The sequence below is a fragment of the Paraburkholderia sp. BR14320 genome (genome assembly GCF_040948665.1).
GTDB classification, from domain to species: domain Bacteria; phylum Pseudomonadota; class Gammaproteobacteria; order Burkholderiales; family Burkholderiaceae; genus Paraburkholderia; species Paraburkholderia youngii.
The window spans coordinates 14,847-36,486 of record NZ_JBFPKG010000063.1; the positions used below are offsets into that span (position 1 = coordinate 14,847).

The 21,640-nt window shown below is 66.8% G+C and carries 21 protein-coding genes; 4 read left to right on the forward strand and 17 right to left on the reverse strand.

All coding sequences use genetic code 11. The features are described 5' to 3' along the window. Positions 1–306: 306 nt before the first annotated feature. From AB3X89_RS34455 to AB3X89_RS34490, 8 genes are all read right to left on the reverse strand, one after another. Positions 307–2,085, reverse strand: a complete 1,779-nt coding sequence (locus AB3X89_RS34455) for a methyl-accepting chemotaxis protein (protein WP_368587243.1) — start codon at positions 2,083–2,085, stop codon at positions 307–309. A 363-nt stretch (positions 2,086–2,448) separates the two neighbouring features. Continuing rightward, positions 2,449–3,378, reverse strand: a complete 930-nt coding sequence (gene rbsK / locus AB3X89_RS34460; RefSeq protein WP_368587244.1) for a ribokinase — start codon at positions 3,376–3,378, stop codon at positions 2,449–2,451. Positions 3,379–3,421: 43 nt separating this feature from the next. Continuing rightward, the gene (locus AB3X89_RS34465) at positions 3,422–4,465 is read right to left on the reverse strand and encodes a LacI family DNA-binding transcriptional regulator (RefSeq protein WP_368587245.1); all 1,044 of its coding nucleotides are present in this window, start codon (positions 4,463–4,465) and stop codon (positions 3,422–3,424) included. A gap of 115 nt (positions 4,466–4,580) precedes the next feature. Then, positions 4,581–5,672 carry an ABC transporter permease gene (locus AB3X89_RS34470; RefSeq protein ID WP_368587246.1) on the reverse strand — a complete coding sequence of 364 codons (1,092 nt, stop codon included), beginning with the start codon at positions 5,670–5,672 and terminating at the stop codon, positions 4,581–4,583. Next, positions 5,672–7,264: a sugar ABC transporter ATP-binding protein gene (locus tag AB3X89_RS34475; protein WP_368587247.1), complete on the reverse strand. Its 1,593-nt coding sequence runs from the start codon at positions 7,262–7,264 to the stop codon at positions 5,672–5,674. The genes AB3X89_RS34470 and AB3X89_RS34475 overlap by 1 nt, the downstream gene beginning before the upstream one ends. A gap of 353 nt (positions 7,265–7,617) precedes the next feature. Further along, complete coding sequence (locus AB3X89_RS34480) at positions 7,618–8,592, reverse strand: sugar ABC transporter substrate-binding protein (protein ID WP_368587248.1); 975 nt, start codon at positions 8,590–8,592, stop codon at positions 7,618–7,620. Positions 8,593–8,915: 323 nt separating this feature from the next. After that, entirely contained in the window at positions 8,916–9,893 is a 978-nt protein-coding gene (corA, locus tag AB3X89_RS34485; protein WP_368587249.1) for a magnesium/cobalt transporter CorA, read from the reverse strand. 189 nt (positions 9,894–10,082) lie between these two features. Further along, complete coding sequence (locus AB3X89_RS34490) at positions 10,083–10,535, reverse strand: hypothetical protein (protein WP_368587250.1); 453 nt, start codon at positions 10,533–10,535, stop codon at positions 10,083–10,085. Positions 10,536–10,772: 237 nt separating this feature from the next. Between AB3X89_RS34490 and cydX the strand changes: the two genes are divergently transcribed. Together cydX and AB3X89_RS34500 are read left to right on the forward strand one after the other, a co-directional pair. Beyond that, positions 10,773–10,919: a cytochrome bd-I oxidase subunit CydX gene (cydX, locus tag AB3X89_RS34495; RefSeq protein WP_026228716.1), complete on the forward strand. Its 147-nt coding sequence runs from the start codon at positions 10,773–10,775 to the stop codon at positions 10,917–10,919. Further along, the gene (locus AB3X89_RS34500; RefSeq protein ID WP_368587251.1) at positions 10,916–11,497 is read left to right on the forward strand and encodes an AAA family ATPase; all 582 of its coding nucleotides are present in this window, start codon (positions 10,916–10,918) and stop codon (positions 11,495–11,497) included. Before cydX ends, AB3X89_RS34500 begins: the two co-directional genes overlap by 4 nt. Before the next feature lie 109 nt (positions 11,498–11,606). Here AB3X89_RS34500 and AB3X89_RS34505 read toward each other — a convergent pair whose 3' ends face one another. Both AB3X89_RS34505 and AB3X89_RS34510 read right to left on the reverse strand, forming a co-directional pair. After that, positions 11,607–12,704, reverse strand: a complete 1,098-nt coding sequence (locus AB3X89_RS34505; protein WP_176108363.1) for a saccharopine dehydrogenase family protein — start codon at positions 12,702–12,704, stop codon at positions 11,607–11,609. 257 nt (positions 12,705–12,961) lie between these two features. Beyond that, positions 12,962–13,420 (reverse strand): Lrp/AsnC family transcriptional regulator, encoded by a 459-nt coding sequence (locus AB3X89_RS34510; protein ID WP_008922942.1) that lies wholly within the window; start codon positions 13,418–13,420, stop codon positions 12,962–12,964. A 318-nt stretch (positions 13,421–13,738) separates the two neighbouring features. On the opposite strand from AB3X89_RS34510, the gene AB3X89_RS34515 reads away from it, so the two are divergent. Both AB3X89_RS34515 and AB3X89_RS34520 read left to right on the forward strand, forming a co-directional pair. Continuing rightward, positions 13,739–14,257, forward strand: coding sequence for a Spy/CpxP family protein refolding chaperone (locus AB3X89_RS34515; RefSeq protein ID WP_368587252.1), 519 nt, complete (start codon positions 13,739–13,741; stop codon positions 14,255–14,257). A 112-nt stretch (positions 14,258–14,369) separates the two neighbouring features. Then, positions 14,370–14,807, forward strand: coding sequence for a PGDYG domain-containing protein (locus AB3X89_RS34520; RefSeq protein ID WP_368587253.1), 438 nt, complete (start codon positions 14,370–14,372; stop codon positions 14,805–14,807). 18 nt (positions 14,808–14,825) lie between these two features. Here AB3X89_RS34520 and AB3X89_RS34525 read toward each other — a convergent pair whose 3' ends face one another. From AB3X89_RS34525 to AB3X89_RS34555, 7 genes are all read right to left on the reverse strand, one after another. Beyond that, positions 14,826–15,191 (reverse strand): DUF3022 domain-containing protein, encoded by a 366-nt coding sequence (locus tag AB3X89_RS34525; RefSeq protein WP_018435589.1) that lies wholly within the window; start codon positions 15,189–15,191, stop codon positions 14,826–14,828. A gap of 94 nt (positions 15,192–15,285) precedes the next feature. Further along, positions 15,286–16,182 carry a YhfC family intramembrane metalloprotease gene (locus tag AB3X89_RS34530; RefSeq protein WP_368587254.1) on the reverse strand — a complete coding sequence of 299 codons (897 nt, stop codon included), beginning with the start codon at positions 16,180–16,182 and terminating at the stop codon, positions 15,286–15,288. Between the two features lie 84 nt (positions 16,183–16,266). Then, complete coding sequence (locus AB3X89_RS34535; RefSeq protein ID WP_368587255.1) at positions 16,267–17,340, reverse strand: LacI family DNA-binding transcriptional regulator; 1,074 nt, start codon at positions 17,338–17,340, stop codon at positions 16,267–16,269. 54 nt (positions 17,341–17,394) lie between these two features. Beyond that, positions 17,395–18,360 (reverse strand): 2-hydroxyacid dehydrogenase, encoded by a 966-nt coding sequence (locus AB3X89_RS34540; protein WP_368587256.1) that lies wholly within the window; start codon positions 18,358–18,360, stop codon positions 17,395–17,397. Then, complete coding sequence (locus tag AB3X89_RS34545; protein WP_368587257.1) at positions 18,360–19,649, reverse strand: MFS transporter; 1,290 nt, start codon at positions 19,647–19,649, stop codon at positions 18,360–18,362. The genes AB3X89_RS34540 and AB3X89_RS34545 overlap by 1 nt, the downstream gene beginning before the upstream one ends. 113 nt (positions 19,650–19,762) lie before the next feature. After that, positions 19,763–20,746, reverse strand: a complete 984-nt coding sequence (locus AB3X89_RS34550) for a sugar kinase (RefSeq protein ID WP_368587258.1) — start codon at positions 20,744–20,746, stop codon at positions 19,763–19,765. 100 nt (positions 20,747–20,846) lie between these two features. Beyond that, positions 20,847–21,640: sugar phosphate isomerase/epimerase family protein (locus AB3X89_RS34555; RefSeq protein WP_368587259.1), on the reverse strand; the 794-nt coding region annotated here is incomplete at its 5' end.

The window sequence follows — 21,640 nt, forward strand, 5'->3', positions numbered from 1 at the left end:
ACCTGTGGAAGGTGCGGGCAGCCGCGCGCCGCGCAGCGGATCGGGGCCGTGCCCGTCAATGTACCGGATCGCGACACGCGCCGGTGAGAGCCGCGCGGCGCGCAAACGTTATTTCTTGCGCGAGCCGAAAAAAAGCCGCGCCTGGGGAGCGAGGCGCGGCTTTTCGCGAAGCTATCGTCGTTCGTGCGGCGCGGATGCCGGACAGCCAGCGAGCGGACGGGAACGGATGTTGCAACGAACGGCGCGTGTCCAGTCACCTAACGCGCGACAGCGCCGCCGTCCATGTACATGTGAACCCCAACCCGCTCAGAAGGTTTCCCAATCCTGATCACCGCCAGCCGTCGCCGCGGACCTGGCCGGCGCGCGGGTGGGCGCGGGTGCGGCGGCAACCTGCGGCGCGACAGCGGCCACCGTGGGCGCCTTTGCCGGCATCGCCGCCTGCGCCGCGGCCGGCGTGTGCTTGCGTGCGCGCGCGGCGACCGGGCTCACCGGGCGCTTCGGCGCCGCAAGCGCGGACGCCCCGTCGTGACCGCCACGGCCGCTGTCGTCGACCTGGAACACCGCGACCACGTTCAGCAACCGGGCTGCCTGCTCTTCGAGCGACGACGCCGCGGCGGCCGCTTCCTCGACGAGGGCCGCGTTCTGCTGCGTGACCTCGTCCATCTGCGTGACCGCGCGCGCGACCTGGTCGATGCCGCCGCTCTGCTCTTCCGACGCCGACGCGATCTCGCCCATGATGTCGGTCACGCGCTGCACCGCGCTGATGATTTCGCTCATCGTGCGGCCCGCCTCGTCGACCAGCGCCGAGCCCGACTGCACGCGCTCGACCGACGTATCGATCAGCTCCTTGATCTCCTTGGCGGCCGCCGACGAACGCTGCGCGAGACTGCGCACCTCGCCCGCGACGACCGCGAAGCCGCGCCCTTCCTCGCCGGCGCGCGCCGCCTCGACGGCTGCGTTCAGCGCGAGGATGTTGGTCTGGAAGGCAATGCCCTCGATGATCGAGATAATGTCGGCAATCTTCGCCGAACTCTGGTTGATGTCGCCCATCGTGCCGACCACCTGGCCGACCACCGCGCTGCCCTTATTGGCGATCTCCGACGCGTTGGCGGCAAGCGCGCTCGCCTGTCGGGCGTTATCGGCGTTCTGGCGCACGGTGCCGGTCAGCTGCTCCATGCTCGACGCGGTTTCCTGCAGCGCGGACGCCTGCTCCTCGGTCCGCGACGACAGGTCGACGTTGCCCGCCGCGATCTGCCGCGTCGCGGTCGCGATCGACTCGCTGCCGCCGCGCACGCTGCGCACCGTTTCGGTGAGGCTGCGCTGCATTCTGGCGATTCCTTCGAGCAGTTGCCCCATTTCGTCGCGCGAAGTCACGACCACCGGACGACGCAGATCGCCGGCTGCGATCGCCTCGAAGTGGCCGAGCGCTTCGTCGAGCGGACGCGCGATCGCACGGCTCAGCGTCAGATACGACAGCGCCGCCGCCAGCACGCCGAGCACCAGCGCGCCGATGCTGACCATCCGGAACAGATGGAAACTGTTCTGCGCGGAGTCGAAGCCCTGCTTCGCCGAATCGAACTGGTATTTGCGCAGTGCGTCGTCGGCGCCGACGAGGTCGTTGAAGACGGCCTGCAGATTCTTCGCGTGCTCGACCAGCTTGCTCTGATCGTTCGCCTCGATTGCCGTCGCGAAGCTTTCGAGTTGCTGATGCAGCGCGTTGCGCTTCGCGGCGACGTCCTGCGCGAGCCGGTCTTCGTCCGCGTCGCGCGGCAGATCGAGATATTTTTTCCACCACATGTCGGACGTAGTGCCGAGCATGCGCGCGCGCTCGATCGTCGATGCCGCTTCCGGCGTGCCGACGAGGAACGCGGCGCGGTCGAGCGCGAGTCGTTCGCGGGCCGCGAAGATTTCCGCGTTGCCGATGTCCACGGCGCCCGGCATCGCGTTGGTGAAGGTGTCCTCATAGGCGTCGTTCGAACGGCCCATGCCGAACAGACCGAAAACGCCGATCGCAACCAGCAACGCGGCAAGGAATGCCATCGTGAGTCCAATTCGCGCCTTGATCGTGATGCCTTTATTCAACATGCTTGGTCCTGTGTGCTGTACTCGATGAGAGGCTGCTGCTTGCGCAGCGTGGGGGCGGCGTGAGTTTTGGGTCCGGCGCTTTTTTCGAATCAGCGCTCTAATTCCCGTTTACGGCAGCGCGTTCATAGACTTGAAGCATTTAAAAGGTATGAACAAAGACGATGTAAGACGTTGAAAGCGAATTGACTGGGAACGTGTGCGTTCGCGTCGCGTGGAAGAAACGCGACGGTTTTCGTCAGAGCACGGCTTTTGACGTTTGAGCGGCGGGGAAATGGGTGGAATACGAGCCGTTCGGAGTCGCCCGAAGCGATCGCAGCACAGCGCCGTCAGGCGGCTCGCGAGGTCGCTGACGCCGCGATGGCATCAGCCCAATGCGTCGACTTCGGCGCGCGTCGGGATCGACGGCTGTGCGCCCGCGCGCGTCACCGACAACGCAGCGGCGCGTTGCCCGAAGCGGATCGCCGCTTCGACGCTCGCACCCTGAGCGAGCTGCGCCGCGAAGCCGCCGATGAAGGTGTCGCCGGCGGCGGTCGTATCGACCGCCTCGACGCGGGGCGCGTCGTACAGCGTCGCGGCAGCGCCCTCGAGCGCCGCGTGCACGCCGCGCGCACCGAGCGTGACCAGCACGTTGCGCGCGCCGGCCGCGCGCAATGCGGCGGCGGCTCGCGCGGCGTCCACCGGCGAGTCGACGACGACACCGCTCAGCGCGGCGGCTTCGAGTTCGTTTGGAATCAGGTAGTCGATCAGCGGCAGCCAGGCGGCCGGCAACGGGCCGGTCGCGGGCGCCGGATTCAGGATCACGATCTTGCCGAGGCGCCGCGCCGCGGCCAGCGCCGCATACACCGATTCGGGCGGGGTTTCGAGCTGGCAGATCACGACATCGGCGGCGGCGAGCGTCGCTTCGTGTCGCGCGATGGTGGCCGGCGTCACCTCTCCGTTGCTGCCCGCGACGATCACGATCGTGTTCTGGCTCGCATCGTCGACGACGATCAGCGCCACGCCGCTCGGTTCGCTGCCGGTTTCCAGCGCCGCGCAGTCGATGCGCTCCGCTTCGAGCCCCGCGCGCAGCTGCGCGCCGTTCGCATCGGCGCCGACGCAGCCGAGCATCGACACCTGCGCGCCGAGCCGCGCGGCGGCGACCGCCTGATTGCCGCCCTTGCCGCCCGCGACCTGCGCGAAGCCGCGGCCGGCCAGCGTCTCGCCCGGCTGCGGCAGGCGCGGCGAGCGCACCACGAGGTCCATGTTCAAACTACCGACCACCGTGACGCGTGAACGCGTTGGGTTGCTTGCCACTCGTGTGCCCTCCATTACGCGACGCGTCGCTATCGCGAGCGCGTCAGGCCGCCAGATTCCGCCGTGCGTCGCCCGCCCATGTCGCGGTGGACTCGCGCACGATCAGACGCGGCGACACCACGCGCCGGCGCGCCGGGGTGCGCGCCGCGCTGTTCGACGCCGCCTCGGCGATCCGGTCGATCAGCGTCTGCGCGGCCGTGTCGCCAAGCGCGCGCACCGACTGCCCGACCGTCGACAGCGACGGGAACGTGAAGCGGCCCAGTTCGATATCGTCGAAACCGATGATCGAGCAATCGCGCGGCACGCTGATATTGCGCTCCGCCGCCGCGCGCAACGCGCCGATGCCCATCATGTCGTTGACCGCGAAAATCGCCGACGGCCTGACCGTGTCGAACAGCTGCGCGGCCGCGCGGTGACCGCCCGTCCCCGAAAAATCGCTTTCGACGATCGCATCGGCCGGAATCTCGATGCCGCGCTCGGCCATCGCGCGAATGAAGCCGTGCACGCGCATCGCGCTGACCGCGGTTTCCACCGGCCCGGTGATGCAGCCGATCCGCACATGTCCGAGCTCGAGCAGATGACGGGTGGCCAGATACGCGCCCTTCTCGTGATCGATCTGCACGAGGTCCGCGGTGAGCCCCTCGATGTTGCGGTCCACCACGACGAGCGGCTCACGCGAGTCGGCGAGCGTCTGCGCGAGCACGGCGTCGTCGCCGGCCGACGCGACGATCAGCCCATCGATGCGCTTTTCCTGCAACACGCGCAGATAGTTGCGCTGCTTCGCGGGGTCATCGTCGGAATTGCAGAAGAACACGCAGTAGCCGTTGCGCGCGCAGCCGTCCTCGATGCCGCGCGCGAGCTCCGCGAAATACGGGTTGGTGCTGTTCGGCACCACCAGTCCGATCGTCGCGGTCGCGCGCGCCTTCAGCGAGCGTGCCACCGCCGACGGCACATAGTGCAGTTGACGGATCGCGTGCTCGACTTTCGCGCGCACATCGGCCGACACCGGACGCGAGTTGTTCACGACGTGCGATACCGTCGTGAACGACACGCCCGCCACGGCCGCTACATCCTTGATCGTCGCCATAACCTGTTGCTCTCCTACTGCCTGTTGTTCCCGCCGGATGCGCCGCCTGGCGACCCGCGGACGTCTTCATCGAAGACACACCACACTCGTTGATCGTTGCGCCGCGGCGCACCCCTCAGCCGCGCTTGCGGTGGCTGCGGTAGGTATCGAGCACCACCGCCACCACGATCACCGCGCCGGTGATCATGCGCTTGGTCGGCTCGTTCGCGCCGATCTGCGCGAGGCCCGCCGCCAGCACCGAAATGATCAGCACGCCAAAGAACGTGCTGATCACCGAACCACGCCCGCCCATCAGACTCGTGCCGCCGATCACGACCGCCGCGATCACCTGCAGTTCGAGGCCGACGCCCGCATTCGGATCGGCCGCCTCGAGCCGCGAGATCTGGAACAGCGCCGCGAGTCCCGACAGCGCGCCCATCAGCGCGAACACGATCACCTTGTACGGCCGCGGATTGACGCCCGCGAGCCGCACCGCTTCCTCGTTGGTGCCGATCCCGACCAGATAGCGCCCGAACACCGTGCGCGTGAGCACCAGCTGCGCGATCACCATCACCGCGACCGCGACCAGAAAGGCCGGCGAGATGCCGAGCGCGATCGGGTTCGACAGAAAGTCGAACGCGTCGCCGATATACGCGGTGCGCGAATTGGTCATCTGATACGCCATGCCGCGCGCGGCCTCGAGCACCCCGAGCGACACGATGAACGACGGAATCCGCCAGCCCACGGTCACCGCGCCGGTCACGGTGCCGGTCAGCGCCGCGACCGCGACACCGAGCAGCGCCCCCGCGGCCGGCCCCCAGCCCCACTTCAGCGTCACCACGCTGACCACCGACGCCCCGAGCGCGAGCACCGAGCCGACCGACAGATCGATCCCCGCGATGATCAGCACGAAGGTCATGCCGACCGACATCACGACGAGATCCGGAATCTGGTTCGCGATCGTGCTGAACGTGTCGTAGGTCAGAAAGTGCGAACTCAGCAGCGAGAACAGCACGATCATCGCGAGCAGCGCGCCGGCGAGGCCCAGGTAGTTCGAAAAGCCGAGCCGCGTGCCGGCCGGCTTGCCGCTCGCGAGCGGCGCCGACGGATCGGCCGGCGGCGTCACGACGGGCGCGTCCGGCGCGCCGGCCTGCTTTTCGTCCTGCTTGCCGCCCTGCGGGTCGCCCGGTTTGACACCCGTCGCCTCGCGCCACGATTGATCGGTCATCACAGACTCCCTGCTTCGTTGACGGCATGCGTGTGCAGCAGCGCCTCGCGGCCGCGGTAACCGGCGAACGCGGCCGCGAGCAGCGCATCCTGGCTCCAGCTCGCGCGCTCGAACACGCCCGTCATGCTGCCCGCCGACATCACGCCGATCCGGTCGCAGATCAGCATCAGCTCACGCAGATCGCTCGACACCACCACGAGCGCGCGGCCTTCACGCGCGAGCGCGCCCATCAGGGCGTAAATATCGAACTTCGCGCCGACGTCGATGCCGCGCGTCGGTTCGTCGAACAACAGCACGCGGCAGTCGCGCGCGAGCCAGCGGCCGATCACGACCTTCTGCTGGTTGCCGCCCGACAGCTCGCCGACGATCTGCGCGGGCCCCGAGCTGCGAATCCGCATCGCGGCGATCTGCCTGTTCGCCAGCGCGTTCTCGCGCTTCGCGTCGACCACGCCATGCCGCGCGACGCTGCCGAGATTGCCGAGCGACAGGTTGGCCGCGATCGGTTGCGGCAGCAGCAGGCCTTCGCCTTTGCGGTCCTCGGTGATCAGCGCGATGCCCGCGCGCACCGCGTCCGCCGGCGAGTCTATCTGCACCGGGGTGGGCGGCGCGCCCGGCGTCGCGGCGAGCGACACGCTGCCGCCGTCCTTGCGGTCAGCGCCGTAGATGAGCCGCATCAGCTCGGTGCGGCCCGCGCCGATCAGCCCGCTGATACCGAAAATCTCGCCCGCGCGCACTTCGAACGACACGTCGCGCACCACCTTTGCGCGCGCGAGCCGCTCCACCTTCAACAACGGCGCGCCGATGTTGCGCTCGCCGAGATCGATATGTTCGCCGAGCTCGCGGCCGACCATCCACGTGACGATCTGCTCGCTCGTGATGTCCGCCATCGCGTCGACATGCACGAGGCGGCCGTCGCGCAGCACCGCGACCTGTTCGGCGACCCGCGCCAGCTCTTCGAGCCGGTGCGAGATATAGACGAGCGCGACGCCGCGCGCCTTCAGCCGGCCGATCTGCTCGAACAGCAGATCGACCTCGCGCGCGGTCAGCATCGCGGTCGGCTCGTCGAGGATCAGCACGCGGCAGTCGCCGATCAGGTTGCGGGCGATCTCGACCATCTGCTGATGACCGATACCGAGTTCGCCGACCAGCGTGTCGGGATCGATCGCGTCGAGCCCGACCTGCGCCATTGCCTCGCGCGCGTTCTCGCGCAGCTTGCCGCGATCGATCCAGCCGAAGCTGAACGCGCCCGCGCGCGGCAGCCGGTTCAGGAACAGGTTCTCGGCGACCGACAAGGTCGGCAGCAGATTCAACTCCTGCATCACCATGCGCACGCCGAGCGCCTCGGCCTCGGTGCGGCTCGCGGGCGCGTACGGCGCGCCGGCGAGCTGCATCGTGCCTGCGCTCGGCTCGACCAGCCCGCCGACGATCTTCGACAGCGTGCTCTTGCCCGCGCCGTTCTCGCCGGTCAACGCCAATACCTCGCCTGCTCGCAGCGACAGCGATACGTCGGCGAGCACCGGTTCGGCATAGGTCTTGCCGATACCGCTGACGGTCAGCACGACAGGCAAGGCGTCGTGGTCGGTCGAATCCATCGCGCTCCTGATTGCATGGCGCTTCTGGCGCCTTCGTGACACCCTGGCGGTCCGCCGCGCTTGCCGCACGGCACATCGCTCCTAGTTGCCCCGAGTCATGCCGGCCCACTGCGCGGAATGCGCAGGCGCTCACGGCCGCGCTTCTCTCATCGCGCGAGCCGCCGTCATGACGCTTATCTCTGGAATTAACGGCGGCCCCGCGGAATTCTTGAGCGTTCGTTGAATAAAAGCGGATCGGCAGGTTGCCGCAGTGCCGCTCAAGCGTGCGGTGCGCGCTTCGCGGCGGCACGGGCGGTTTCCCGCGGGCCGGTCCGGCCGCGCCCGGCTCGCGCTCGACGCCGGGCGCGCCGCGCTTACTTCAGCGTGTCTTTGGTCACCAGAACGACCGGCGTTTCGACGACGCCCGACAGCTCCGACTGCTTCCTGTGTTCGCTCAACGCCTTCAGCGCGGTATCGATGCCGAACACGGCCTGCTTCGCCGCGAACTGGTCGGCGGTGGCGAGCACGCGGCCGTCCTTCAGCATCGGATGGATCGCGTTGATGTTGTCGTAGCCGACCACCAGCACCTTGCCCTGCTTGCCGGCCGCGCGCACCGCCGACACCGCGCCGATAGCCATGTTGTCGTTGCCGGCGAGCAGCGCCTTCAGGTTCGGATATTCGTTGAGCATCGCCGACGCGACCGCGTTGCCCTTGTCGATTTCCCACTCGCCCGACTGCACCGACACGATCTTCGCGCCGACCGCCTGCATCGCGTCCTTGAAGCCGGCGGTACGCTGCTGCGCGTTGGTGGTGGTCGACACGCCTTCGAGGATGCCGACTTCGTCGCCGGCCTTCAGCCGCTTCGCGAGGTAGTCGCCGACGAGCCGCGCGCCCTTGCGGTTGTCGGGGCCGACGAACGGCACGTTCAGGTCTTTGGACTTCAGCACGTCCTGATCGAGCCGGTTGTCGATGTTGACGACGATGATGCCCGCGTCGACCGCCTTCTTGACGACCGGCACGAGCGCTTTCGAATCAGCCGGCGCGAGCACGATCGCATCGACCTTCGACACGATCATCTGCTCGACGATGCGGATCTGGTTGGCGGTGTCGGTTTCGTCCTTGATGCCGTTGGTGATCAGGTCGAACTTGGCCGGGTTCTGCTTCTGATAGTCCTTCGCGCCGGTCTCCATGGTCAGGAAGAACTCGTTGGCGAGCGACTTCATCACGAGCGCGACCTTGGGTTTATGAGCCGGGGCGTTCTGTGCGTGGGCGACGGAAAAAGGCAGGACGGCGGAGGCGGTGGCGAGAACTGCGGCGGCAAGAATGCGACGACGGGTTCGATGGCTCATGCGTATCTCCAAGGTTGTCAGGCTCGCGGGCGAGCCGTATTTTTTGTGATGCGCAAACGTTTGCGAGGCCTATTCTCAGCGCAAGCTTTTCGGAATGTCAACGATTCGCGGTGTTGCAACGCACCGGCGCGCAGCATGTACGGCGCCGCGATGCGCTCGATCGATCGATCGATCCGGGCAGCGTGTGGCAAGGTCCCCTCGCTCAGTCCGTGCAGTCGAGAACGCCGATGCGTCGCATGCGGCGCGACACACCGGCCGCTTATGCTGGCCTGGTATCGCGCGCGCTGCAAGCGAAACCGCGAGGATATTGGAAGGCGCGCCGGCTACAGCCAGCCGGCCTTGCGAAAACGCCTGTACAGCACGAAGTCGATCGCCAGCATCACGATCAGCACGACCGGATAGCCGAACTTGAAATGCAGCTCGGGAATGCGCTCGAAGTTCATCCCGTAGATACCGGCGATCATCGTCGGCACCGCGAACAGCGCCGCGAACGAGCCGAGCCGCTTGGTGATCTCGCTCTCGGCGAGCGAGATCATGCCGAGGTTCACCTGCACCGCCGTGACGACGATTTCGCGGCGTCCCTCGATGGTTCTGACGATCCGGTCGAGGTGGTCGTAGACATCGCGGAAGTACGCCTGCATGCCCGCGCAGATGCTCGGAATGCGCCCGCCGGTCAGTTTGCCCACCGCTTCGCGCAGCGGCTGGATGTGGTGTTGCAGGGTCACGAGCCGGCGCTTCATCGTGTACAGGTCCTGCACGATCGCGCGCGAGGCGGCCGAATCGTTCTTCTCGAAGATGCGGTCCTCGAGCGCTTCGAGCTCGGTGCTCATCGCCTCGACGATTGGGAAATAACGGTCGACCACGTCGTCGATCAGCGCATACAGCACGAACGCCGAGCCTTCCTTCAACAGATGCGGCTCGTGCTCGCAGCGCGTGCGCACGCTCTGAAAACCGGCGCGCGTGCCGCGCCGCACCGACAGCACATAGTTGCTGCCGACGAATACGGCGACTTCGCCGATCACGAACTCGCCGTTCTCGTCCATCTCGACCGTGTGCATCACGGTGAACAGCGAATCGCCGTACTCCTCGATCTTCGGGCGCTGATGGCCGTGTTGAGCATCTTCGATCGCGAGTTCGTGCAGATCGAACTCCTCTTTCATGACCGCGAGTTCTTCGGGACTCGGGTCTTTCAATGCGACCCAGACGAAGCACTCGGGCCGCGCGACGTAGTCGCTGATGGCGTCGATATCGATGTCGGCGAGCTTACGGCCGTCCTGATAGGCGGCGCAATTGATCAGCATGTTCGGATTACCCTGGATACGAAAACAGACCGGGCCGCCCTCTCGCGTAAGCATTGCGTAAGACGGGCGACCTGTCTCGCGTGAACGGACAAGCACGCTTTCAGCAGGCTTGGATCTGCCGCCATGTTAAGGCCCGCTGCGTCAGGCGCGCGTTTCGAATTGTTAATGCCCGGCGACATGCTGCTGCGGCTACTGCGCGACCCGCTGCAGGCCGATGCGGTGATCGTCGTTGAACGTGACCGACGCGCGGTTCGTGTAGCGCGGGTCGGCCGTCACGATGAAGTTCAGCTCGATGACCGGATCGAACTGGGTCGATACGCCGATCCGATGCGTGCCGGGCGGCAGATAGAACACCACGTGCTCGCCGTTCATCAGGTCGGTGACGCGCTCGCCGTCGATATAGACGAGCGCATCGCGGAACCGCACGATCACGTCGCGCGAACGCTCGCGCCGCACGTCCACCGCGACGAGGCCGGGGCCCGGCTGCGTATAGCCCTGTCTGACGATGCGCTCGGCCGGCACCGGTTTGAACGGCAGCGGCTCGGCCGGCGTCGATGCGCAGCCGGCCAGCGTAAGCACGCCGAGCGCGACGCATGCGGCGAACGCGGCGAACGCGGCGCGGCAAGACACGCGCATCGGCATGCTGGTTCTCCCCTGTGCTCTCGATGGTGGGCCGGTTTGTGACTACGCGGTGCGCGTCTTACGCATGACTGTTCCGCATCATAGCAACGCGCGCGGAACTCGGGCGCCGCACCCACTTGCATGGCGCGGCGTTCTTCTTCATGATCGTTGAAGGCGGCCGCGCTCACGGCTGGCCGCCGTCGGCAACTGGCAAGCCTGTCGATCCGCGTCGCCGGACGCACGATCAAGGAGACTGCGATGTGGTATTTCACCTGGATTCTCGGCGTGGGTGTGGCGCTCGGCTTCGGCATCATCAACGTGATGTGGCTCGAGACCAACGGCAAGTTCGCGCGCGACCCGCGCCCCGATGCGGCCGCCGCGCCGCGTGAGGACAAGCCTGCGTGACTTCTCTGGTTTTCTTTTGCGGTCATGCGGGCACGGGCAAGACGACGCTGGCGAAGAAGCTGTTCGGCCCGCTGATGAAAGCGAGCGGCGCCCCCTTCTGCCTGCTCGACAAGGACACGCTGTACGGCGGCTATAGCGCGGCCGCGATGGCGATGGTGACCGGCGATCCGAACGATCGCGACAGCCCTCTTTTCCTGCAGCATCTGCGCGACCCCGAATATCGCGGCCTCATCGATACCGCGCGCGACAATCTCGAACTCGGGATCAGCGCATTGGTCGTCGGGCCACTGTCGCGCGAGGTGCGCGAGCGGCGGCTGTTCGATCATGCGTGGCTCGGCGTCGCGCCGGACGTGAGGTTGCGGGTCGTGTGGGTGCTAACCCCGGAGGACGTGGCGCGGCAGCGGATCGTCGCGCGCGCGAACCCCAACGATGCGTACAAGCTCGCGCACTGGGACGACTACCGGCGGCGGCGCTTCGAGCCGAGCGGCGCGAGCCGCGAGGGTCTGCTGATGTTCGACAATACCGCGCCCAGTCCGGCGGACTATCAAGCGCTCGTTGCGCAAGTCGTCGCTGGATGAGCGCCTCGCGAGTGCGGCGCAGCACAGCCCGCTGATCGGCTGAAAAACAAAAAATCCCCGTACGTCGGTGACGTACGGGGATTTTCACTTGACCCGAGCGATTCGAACCTCAAACCGTCGCCATCGCCTCCAGCGACTGCCCTTCGTACAGCTTGCCGAAGCGGTTCGCGAGGAAATCGCCAAGCGACACCTGCTCCTGCCGCACGAAGCCCTTTTGCGGCAGCTTGCGCTCGCGGAACAGATCGAGCACCGCGCACATCGCACCGGCGGTGGTGATCTGGATCGCGCTCATCGGCACGCCGCAGACCGTCTTCGCGAAGATCTTGCGCGTAAACACCTCCTGCACGAGCTGACCGTCGCGCATGCCGCTCACGGTGATGAACACCAGCACGACGTCCTGCGCGGTCGACGGCACCGAGCGGCGCATGATGGTCTTCAGCGTATCGCGGTCGCTCGACAGACGCAGGTCTTCCAGCAGGAACTGCATCAGGTTGCGATGCCCCGGATAGCGCACCGACTTGTAGTCGAGCGATTCGACGCGGCCCGCCAGCGTCTCGCACAGCGTGCCCAGCCCGCCCGACGTGTTGAACGCTTCGTACTCGGTGCCGTCGAGCGAGAAATGCTCGAGGCCTTCGAGCGGCTGCACCCACTGCGTGCGGCCGTCGCGGATCGCCTCGCACGGCTGACAGTACTCGTTGATCAGGCCGTCGACGCTCCACGTCAGGTTGTACTTCAGCGCATTGGTCGGAAACTCGGGCAGCGCGCCGACGCGCATCTTCACGTCGCGGATTTCCGTGAAGCGATTCGCGAGCTCGTGCGCGGCGATGCCGATGAAGCCCGGCGCGAGGCCGCACTGCGGCATGAAAGCGTGATCGGCATCGTCGGCGATCGCGCGGATCGCGTGCGTCGCGCGCACGTCCTCGGTCAGGTCGAAGTAATGGACACCCGCGCCCTTCGCGGCCGATGCGACGTTCACCGCGAGGTAGTACGGCAGCGCGTTGATCAGCACGTCGAAGCCCTGAATCGCGGCGCGCAGCACGGCGGCGTCGGCGGAATCGATGCGGCGGGTCGGAATGCCCTGGGCGGCGAGCTTGTCGAGTGCGTGCTGGTCACGGTCGAACGCGACGACCTCGTAGTCGCCCGTCTCGCGCAGCATATGAGCAATGGTGTGACCGATCAGACCTGCGCCAACGATAGCTACTTTCATCTGCTTCTCCTTGTTATCCATGTGCTGTCTCTGAGCTTGGGAAGTGCGCCGCGTATTGCGCGCGGCGCCTGCGGGCCGAACCCTTGAATGACAGTGTAGGAAGAAGCAAAAACAGTTCATACGCGCAAAATGCTGCGGTATGACCATCAAGTTCGACGTTCCGACGAAGTGATCAAACGATTCGTCGAAAACGCGCAAAAAGCGCGTAAACGAAGGACTGTCGAAGCATTCGCGAAGAGCTTACGGCGCGCCCCGACTCACACCGTGCCGCGGTCGATCTTGCGCGCCAGAATGATCGACGTCGTGGTCCGCTCAACACCTTCGAGCCCGCCGATCTGATCGAGCAGATCGTTGAGCCGCTCGGGCGAATCGGCACGCAGCCATGCCACGTAGTCGAACTCGCCGCTGACCGCGCACAGCAGCTGCACCTCAGGCATCTTGCCGAGGCGCTTCTGCACGGCCGGCCCGTGCTTCGGCGCGATGATGATGCCGACATAAGCGACGATGCTCGAATCGAGCACGTCCTGGCCCAGCCGCACGCTGTAGCCGGCGATCACGTTGCTGCGCTCGAGCCGCGCAATGCGCGCGATCACGGTCGTGCGCGCGACGCCGAGCTGTCGCGCGAGATTCGCGACGCTCTCGCGCGCGTTGGCTTGCAGCAGTGCAACGAGATTACGGTCGAGGTCGTCGAGCTGGTCGAGGCGCGGAGGTCTCATCGAAGGGGCGGGAAGTTGGTATGGAATGTCGCGGATTATCGCGCGTCTGCACGGGCAGCGGCGCTGTGTCACGGAGAGTGCGGTCGCCGCACAGTGTGCCCGGCATCGGTGATTGCCGCTCAGGCGCGAGCCGTTTCGCTTTCGTTTCGGTTGTAAGCGTTTGTCGCACAGGAGCCGTATTGTAGGGATATCGTGTTACTAATAGCGGCGACGGGCGAATGCGCCGGCCGGTTGCAATGCGCCGCTATTCGTCGCTGGCGCGAGGCGATACGCACGCCGCGCGCCGAGTCTCAATACGAACAGACATCAGGAGTTTCGATGAAAAAAGCACTGGTTATGCTGGCTACGGCCGTTTCGATGGGCGGCGCGTTCGCTCAAACCGCCGCCGCGCCTGCCTCGGCACCGGACACAACGGCAACGGCTTCGGCAGCCAAGGCCGGCCACGAACGCAACGTCGAAGACCGTATCGCTTATCTGCATTCGCAACTTAAGATCACGCCCGCGCAGGAAACGCAATGGAAGGCGTTCGCCGACGTGATGCGCAGCAACGGCGAAACGATGGGCCAGCTGTTCGAGCAGCGCAAAGCCGCCACCAACGTGAGCGCGCTCGACGACATGAAACAGTACGCAACGATTGCGCAGGCGCATGCGGACGGCATGAAGAAGCTCGTCGATGCGTTCGAGCCGCTGTATAGCAGCCTGTCGCCGGAGCAGAAGAAGCTCGCCGATGCGACGTTCCACCATGGCGGCCCCGAGGGTCATCATCGCGGCCATGGCAAGAGCAAGAGCGGCAAGCCCGCGGCCGAAGCCGCGAGCGACGCGACCGTCAAGCCGTAATGCAAGATCGCCCGCGGCGGGGGTTGCCCCGCTGCGGGCATCTGGCATCATTCGGGTGCGCAAAGCGGCGAGTCTCGCCGCAACGCCCCTCCCCTAATCTCCCACCCGCTTCATGACCGAACTCAGGAATCTCGATCTGCGTGACGATCCGCACGCCCAACGCGTCGTCAAGGACGAAACGGTAAGCGTCGAATTCGCCGCGGCCGTTGGCCAGTTGATGAGCCTCGAAGGCCCGAACCGCTATGTGCGCGGCGATGCGCTGATCACCGGCTCGACCGGCGACCGCTGGGTCGTGTCGCGCGAGCGCTTCGACGCGAAATACCTGCCCGCCGACCCGGCGCTCGCGCACGGCGAAGCCGGCGCCTATCGCAACCGCCCGGCAGTCGTGCTTGCCCGCCGGATGGACGAGTCCTTCTCGCTCGCGCGCTCGGCGAGCGGCGGCGACGTGCTGCACGGCGCGGCCGGCGACTGGGTGATGCAGTACGCTCCCGGCGACTATGGCGTCGTGCAGGCCGCGCGTTTCGCGAAGGTCTATCGGCTCGCGGATTGAAGCAGATTCATCCGCGCTTCATGCGAACTCGTCGCCGAGCTCGACCGTGACTTCGCGCGGCACCGCCTCGCCGTTCGCGTACATCTCTTCGAGCGAGCCCAGGCTCGCTTCGACGTACGCGCGCAATACCGCGAAGCTGCGGCCACGCAGCCGCGCCGGCATCGCGCGATAACGCGCGAGCGCCGCGGGCGCGATCGCGACCGTCATCTCGATCCGGCGCGCGGTCGAACCGAAGCGCATCGCTACCCAGTGAATCGTCAGTGTGGGCGTGCCATTGTCGGCGGCACGCTCGATGAACTGCGTCTGCTCGGGAAACAGATCGCTGATGACGCGCGCGAGCTCGTCGAACTCCGGATGCGCGCAGTCGTATTGGTAAGCTTCCATGAAGGCTGCCGGGAAAAGAAGGTCCTGAAACGTAGGCGCATTTTAGAGAAACGCTGAAGGGATAGCGAGGCGCCTGCGGTCCAGGTTCATCCGCTTACGCCGCCGGCCGCCGGTAACTGCGTATCAACAGTCCCGCGACGCACACCGCCGCCACCGCATAGATCGTATCGACCGCCGCGAGCGGCAGCAGTCGCGCCTGCGTCATCGCGGCAGGCGCGTCGATCAGCGCGTGCACCACGATCGCGAGCGGCAGGATGCCGCGCGAGCCGGCCCGCACGCCGCGCCACATCAGCACCGACAGGCCGATCTGGAACACCAGCGCCGCGATCCGTTCGAGCGCGAAAATGCCGGCCAGTTGCGGCGTCAGGCTCGCGAGAATCAGATGCACGCGCATCACGGCTTCGGCCGGCAGATTGCCGAGGTAATCGCCGAGCCGTCCGCGGTTTTCGAGCACCGCGAACACGAGCCACTGGAACTGCACGAGCACGCCGACCATCCATGCTTCCGCACCGCCGTGGCCGAGGCCGTAGCTCAGCGCGGCGCCATCGTCGGCGCGCAACGCGGCGGTGCGCGTGTCGGCGGTCGGGCTGGCGGCGGGGTTGGCCCCCGCGCTTGCAGCGACGCCGGTGGGCGCTTCCACGATCGACTTTTTTCGCACTGGCGGCCGCGCCGCCGCGCGCTTCATCAGAAGCCGCATACCGAAGAACCGCCCCACTTCCTCGCAAACGCCCGCCACCAGCGCACCATAGACGACGAACGCGAGCGGCTGCGAAAGGAACGCCGCCGTCGCCGCGTTGCCGCGCAGCAGATAGTCGTTCAGCGCACGCTCGATCACCATCGCGAACAGCGCGAACACCGCGACGCCGGCGATCGCGTCGCGCGGCCTGAGCGCGAGCGGACGGCGCAACTGCCGGTAAAGCAGAAAAGGTAAAGCGGCGATGACGAGCGTAGCGAGCGCGAGGCTCGCGAGGGTAAGCGGTGACACGACCATGAGTATCCTTGCGGGGTTCCTTGCAATCCCCGGCGCGCAACCGCTGCGCGCCGCAGCCCCGAATGATCGCAGATTGACCGGAAATCAGCGCGCGGTCGATGCACGCACGATCAGCTCGCCGGGCAGCAGGCAGTCGCGCGCGCCCGTCTGCGCGCCTTCGATGCGCTCGTGCAGGAATTCGACCGCGCGATAACCGATGTCATAGGTCGGCTGACGGATCGTCGTGATGCCGGCGAGCTCGGCCCAGTCCGGATCGTCGATCGAAAGCAGCGCGACGCGGCTCTGCCAGTGCGCGCCGTAACGCGCGTTCAGGTGCAGCGCGAGGCGCAACGCGACCGGCGCGTTGGCCGCGAACAGCGCGACGCGTGGAGCGGTGCCGGCCTCGCCCGGCGAGTCGATCGCACGATCCAGCTGCGCAAGGCCGCGCTCGACCGCAGTTTCATCGGCGAGATCGAGCACCAGCGTATGACCGCGCGCGCGGCCCTCGTCGCGCATCGCGCGATCGAACGCGTCGACGCGCAGCCGCCGCGAGCTGACCTGCTCGAACGGCTGCACGACGAACCAGATATGCTCGAAGCCCCGTTCGAGCAGATGCCGCGTGCCGAGCTCGGCGGCCGCGCCATTGTCGAGACCGACCATGTCGGCGACCAGCCCCTCCACGCGCCGATCGACCAGCACCGCCGGAATCCCGCCCTCGCCGACCGGCCGCAACGTCTCCTCGCGCACGCCTAACGCATTGACGATCACGCCTTCCACGCGATACGTGGTCAGCAGTTGCAGGTAACGGCGCTCCATCTCGACTTCGTTCGCCGCGTGGCAGATCAGCGGCATCAAACCGAGCGCGTGGCACGCGGCCTCGACGCCTTGCAGCACTTCGACGGAGTACGGATTGGTCAGGTCGGCGACCAGCATGCCGATCAGCCGGTTGCGGCCGCGCTTCAGGCCGCGCGCCATCTGGTTCGGCTGGTAGTCGAGCCGCGCGATCGCGGCTTCGATGCGCGCGCGCAGCTCGGGCGACAGCGCGCTGAACTCGCCATTCAGATAGCGCGAGATGCTGGTCTTGCCGGTGCCGGCTTCCCGCGCGACATCGGTGATGGTCGCGCGGCGCGTCGGCGCGGACGACGGATTGGGTGGCGTGCCCGGCGGGGTCGTGCTCATTCGCTGATCGTTCGTGTCGGTCCGAGGGCGGCAGCTTGCGCGCCGCCCTGCGATTCACTTCGCCAGGACTTCACGATTGACGATGTTGGTCGTCAACGTGCCGTCGAGCGCGGCGACCAGGTTCTGCGCCGCGTTGAGCGCCATTGCATGACGGGTCTCATGCGTCGCCGAGCCGATATGCGGCAGCGCGACCACGTTCGGCATCGACAGCAACGGCGAGTCGGCCGGCAACGGTTCGGTGTCGAACACGTCGAGGCCCGCGCCGTGAATCGTGCCGTTCTTCAATGCGTCGATCAGCGCCGGTTCGTCGACGGTCGCGCCGCGCGACGCGTTGATCAGGATCGCGCTCTTCTTCATCGCCCGCAGTTCGGCCGCGCCGATCAGATGCTGCGTTTGCGGCGTGAGCGGCACCTGCAGACAGACGAAATCGGACTGCGCGAGCAATTCGCCCAGTTCGACGCGCCGCGCGCCATATGCGTCTTCCGCCTGGCGGTTCGCGCTGCGGTTGGTGTACAGCACCTTCATGTTGAAGCCGAGCGCCGCGCGTCGTGCGACCGCGCCGCCGATCCGCCCCAGGCCGACGATGCCGATCGTCTTGCCCTGCACGTCGAGCCCGAACTGCGCGGGCCCGATGCTGGTGCGCCACTGGCCCGCCTTGACCCAGTCGGCCAGTTCGACCACGCGCCGCGCGGACGCGAGGATCAGCGAGAACACGGTATCGGCGGTCGATTCGGTCAGCACGTCCGGCGTGTGCGCGAGCACGATGCCGCGGCGCGTGAGGTCGTCGACGTCAAACTGGTCGTAGCCGACCGAGATCGTCGACAGCGCCTTCAGCCGGCTCGCGCCTTCGAGCATCGCCGGCGCGATCTTCACGCTCGCGCCGATGCCGCCGTCGGCATCGCGCAACGCGGCGACGAAAGCATCATGCTGTGACGGATCGACTTGCACGACCTGCGCATGCTGTTGCAGATAGCCGAGCACATCCTCGGGCAGCGACTTCCAGGCGACGATCTTGTTCATCAGCTAATTTTCCTTGCGACGGGGGGACGAGCGGGGTCGCGTTGTTCGGCGGCGGCCGGCTTGACGGCGAGCGTCAGGATCACCGCGGCGACGAGCGCCACGCTCATGAACGCATACGATGCCGCGGGCGAGCCGGTCGCGCCGTTCAGATAGCCGACCACGTACGAGCCGACGAACGAACCGAGCGCGCCCATGCTGTTGATCAGCGCCATGGCGCCGCCCGCGACGTTCCTGGGCAGCAGCTCCGGCACGATCGCGAAGAACGGGCCGTACGGCGCATACATCGCGGCGCCCGCGATCACGAGCAGCGCATACGAGATCCAGAAGTGCGCGGAGCCGAGTCCGTACGACGCCGCGAACGCGATCGCGCCGATCAGCAGGAACGGCCACACGAACACCTTGCGGCGGTTGAGTTTATCCGATGCCCACGAAGCTGCAAGCATCGCGATCGTCGCGACCGCATACGGCAGCGCAGACAGCCAGCCCGTCTCGACCATGCCGATCGACGAGCCGTTCTTCAGGATCGACGGCAGCCACAGCACGAAACCGTACACGCCGATGCTCCAGCAGAAATACTGCGCGCACAGCTTGATGACCGCGGGCGTGCGAAACGCCTCGCTGTAGTTGCGCACCGGCTTGATCGCGGCCTGCTCGGCGCGCAGCGTCTGCGCGAGCGCGTCCTTTTCCGGCTGCGTGAGCCAGGACACCTGCTCGGGCTTGTCCTTCACGAGGAACCACCAGCACACCGCCCAGAGGATCGCGGGCACGCCCTCGGCGATGAACATCTGCCGCCAGCCGAACGAATGCACCAGATAGCCCGATACGACCGACATCCACAGCACCGTGACCGGATTGCCGAGAATCAGGAACGTGTTGGCGCGCGAGCGTTCGCTCTTCGTGAACCAGTTGCTGATGAAGATCAGCATCGCCGGCATCACCGCGGCTTCGACGACGCCCAGCACGAAACGAATCGCCATCAGCGACGGGATGTTGCTGACCATGCCGGTCAACGCCGCGCAGCCGCCCCACAGAATGAGGCTCCAGAACACGAGCTTCTTCACGCTGCGGCGCTCGGCGTAGATCGCACCCGGGATCTGGAAGAAGAAATAGCCGAGGAAAAACAGCGCGCCGATCAGCGACGCGAGCCCCTTGCTGATGCCGAGATCCTGGTTGATGCCGGCCGCCGCCGCGAAGCCGAAATTCGCGCGATCCAGATACGCGAGGCTGTAGGTGATGAACACGATCGGCATGATCGTCCACCAGCGGCGAATCGCAAGTGATGAGGTCATGAAAGTCTCCCTGGACGGCGTCGTCCTCGAATCAATGATGAAAAAATCTGGGCGCTGAGAGCGCTCTTGTTGTCGTCGATGCGGGTCGTCGATGCCTCGCAGTCCGATGCGCGTCAGGCCGCGATTGCGATGCCCGGCACCTCCGCCAGTTCCAGCGCGTCGAGTTCGGCGCGGCTCGGCAAGCCTTCGGAATCGCCGATCACCTGGATCGCGAGCGCGCCGATCCGGTTGCCGCGCGCGACCGCCTGTGCGAGCGTGCGGCCTTCGAGCAGCGCGCTGATCACGCCGACCGCGAAACCATCGCCGGCGCCGACCGTATCGACGACGTTCGCGACCGGCCGGCCGGCGATCGTCGCGGCATCGGTCGCGGTGCGGTAATACGCGCCCTGCGCGCCGAGCTTGACGATCACGCCGCGCGCGCCGCGCTCGAGGTAGAACTGCGCGATGTCCTCCGGCTGCGTGTAGCCGGTCAGAATCTCACCCTCGCCGATGCCGGGCAGCACCCAGTCGGCGAGTGCCGCGAGCGCGTTCAGGCCTTCGACCATCGCCGCGCGCGACGGCCACAGCGTCGGGCGCAGGTTCGGGTCGAACGAAATCGTCCTGCCTGCCGCACGCATTTCGCGGGCCAGATGGAACGCGAGTTCGCGCGAACTCGCCGAGATCGCCGGCGCGACCCCGGTCAGATGCAAATGACGGGCGGGCAGCACGTAGTCGGCGACGTAGTCGGCGAGCGACAGATGGCTCGCCGCCGAGCCTTCGCGGAAGTATTCGACCGCCGGATCGCTGCCGTCGTCGTTCTTCGACTTCAGCTGGAAGCCGGTCGGATAGCGCGCGTCGGTGCTCACGCATTGCTGGTCGATGCCCTCTTTCGTCAGCGTGTCGCGCACGTACTGGCCGAACGAATCGTCGCCGACGCGGCTCATCCAGCCCACCCTGAAGCCGAGTCGGGACAAGCCGATCGCGACGTTCAGATCCGCGCCGGCGATGCGCTTCGTGAAGTGCCCGACGCCCGCGAGCGGGCCGGTTTCGGCGGCGACGAACATCGCCATCGCTTCGCCGTAGGTGATCACGTCGAGGGCTGGGTACGGCTGGGTCATGCTGGGCTCCTGGTGGTGCTTCTGATGCCGATGATTCATGTTGCGTTGCGTTGCGTTGTTTGCTGCTTCGGTTGCTGCCTTGCTTGCCGCGCCCGTGGGTCTAAACCCGCGCGAGCCAGCTCACATAGTGCGCGGCATCTGCGTCGATCCGGCTCGGGTCAAACGGAAACTCGATGCCGCGCGGCACATCGCGCGGCAGCTGGTCGAGGACCGCGCGGAATGTCGCGTCATCGTCGGCCGGCGCAATCGCGAAGCGCCGCGCGCCTTCGCCCGTGGTGGTCTTGCAATGGATGTATTCGACGTATCGCGCAAGCTGCGGCGCGATCTGGAGCGGCGCGACGTCGAGCCACGCCCAGTTGCCGGTATCGAAAGTCATACCGAGCGCGCCCGCGTGGCCTTCACGCGCGAGCGCGTCGAACAGCCCGACGAACTGCGCGGGCGAGCCGCCCTGCGCCAGTTGCCCATTTTCGACGACGAGCCGTGGCTGCGCGCCGTCCGTGGTGCCAGAGCCGCTCGCCACGTGCGCGACGATCGCCGCGCCGTGAGCCTCGCCCGCGAAGCCGCCGAGTTGCAGCTTGACGAAGCGCGCGCCGAGCGCGACCGCTTCGTCGAGCGCCAGACGCAGCGCGCCGGTATCGAGCTGGCCGTTAGCCGCGTACAACGATGCCGGGGTCGAGAACACCGGCCACAGCCCGAGATCGGCGATTGCAGCGCCGAGCACGCGCAGCCGTTGCGGGTCCGCGTCCGCGTCGCTCGCAAACAGCTCGCGGCGCACTTCGAAACCCGCCGCGCCGGCCCGCTTTGCCGCCTGCGCCCATTTCAGATGGCCGTCGGCGCGCACGGCGTTCACACCGAACGCGCTGGCGACGATCACGATGTCAAATGCATCAGCCA

Bases quoted from the DNA above. Each gene is read 5' to 3' on its own strand.
- AB3X89_RS34455 (WP_368587243.1), bottom strand. From the start codon at position 2,085: ATGTTGAATAAAGGCATCACGATCAAGGCGCGAATTGGACTCACGATG.
- AB3X89_RS34465 (WP_368587245.1), bottom strand. From the start codon at position 4,465: ATGGCGACGATCAAGGATGTAGCGGCCGTGGCGGGCGTGTCGTTCACG.
- AB3X89_RS34470 (WP_368587246.1), bottom strand. From the start codon at position 5,672: ATGACCGATCAATCGTGGCGCGAGGCGACGGGTGTCAAACCGGGCGAC.
- AB3X89_RS34475 (WP_368587247.1), bottom strand. From the start codon at position 7,264: ATGGATTCGACCGACCACGACGCCTTGCCTGTCGTGCTGACCGTCAGC.
- AB3X89_RS34480 (WP_368587248.1), bottom strand. From the start codon at position 8,592: ATGAGCCATCGAACCCGTCGTCGCATTCTTGCCGCCGCAGTTCTCGCC.
- corA (WP_368587249.1), bottom strand. From the start codon at position 9,893: ATGCTGATCAATTGCGCCGCCTATCAGGACGGCCGTAAGCTCGCCGAC.
- AB3X89_RS34490 (WP_368587250.1), bottom strand. From the start codon at position 10,535: ATGCCGATGCGCGTGTCTTGCCGCGCCGCGTTCGCCGCGTTCGCCGCA.
- cydX (WP_026228716.1), top strand. From the start codon at position 10,773: ATGTGGTATTTCACCTGGATTCTCGGCGTGGGTGTGGCGCTCGGCTTC.
- AB3X89_RS34505 (WP_176108363.1), bottom strand. From the start codon at position 12,704: ATGAAAGTAGCTATCGTTGGCGCAGGTCTGATCGGTCACACCATTGCT.
- AB3X89_RS34510 (WP_008922942.1), bottom strand. From the start codon at position 13,420: ATGAGACCTCCGCGCCTCGACCAGCTCGACGACCTCGACCGTAATCTC.
- AB3X89_RS34515 (WP_368587252.1), top strand. From the start codon at position 13,739: ATGAAAAAAGCACTGGTTATGCTGGCTACGGCCGTTTCGATGGGCGGC.
- AB3X89_RS34520 (WP_368587253.1), top strand. From the start codon at position 14,370: ATGACCGAACTCAGGAATCTCGATCTGCGTGACGATCCGCACGCCCAA.
- AB3X89_RS34525 (WP_018435589.1), bottom strand. From the start codon at position 15,191: ATGGAAGCTTACCAATACGACTGCGCGCATCCGGAGTTCGACGAGCTC.
- AB3X89_RS34530 (WP_368587254.1), bottom strand. From the start codon at position 16,182: ATGGTCGTGTCACCGCTTACCCTCGCGAGCCTCGCGCTCGCTACGCTC.
- AB3X89_RS34535 (WP_368587255.1), bottom strand. From the start codon at position 17,340: ATGAGCACGACCCCGCCGGGCACGCCACCCAATCCGTCGTCCGCGCCG.
- AB3X89_RS34540 (WP_368587256.1), bottom strand. From the start codon at position 18,360: ATGAACAAGATCGTCGCCTGGAAGTCGCTGCCCGAGGATGTGCTCGGC.
- AB3X89_RS34545 (WP_368587257.1), bottom strand. From the start codon at position 19,649: ATGACCTCATCACTTGCGATTCGCCGCTGGTGGACGATCATGCCGATC.
- AB3X89_RS34550 (WP_368587258.1), bottom strand. From the start codon at position 20,746: ATGACCCAGCCGTACCCAGCCCTCGACGTGATCACCTACGGCGAAGCG.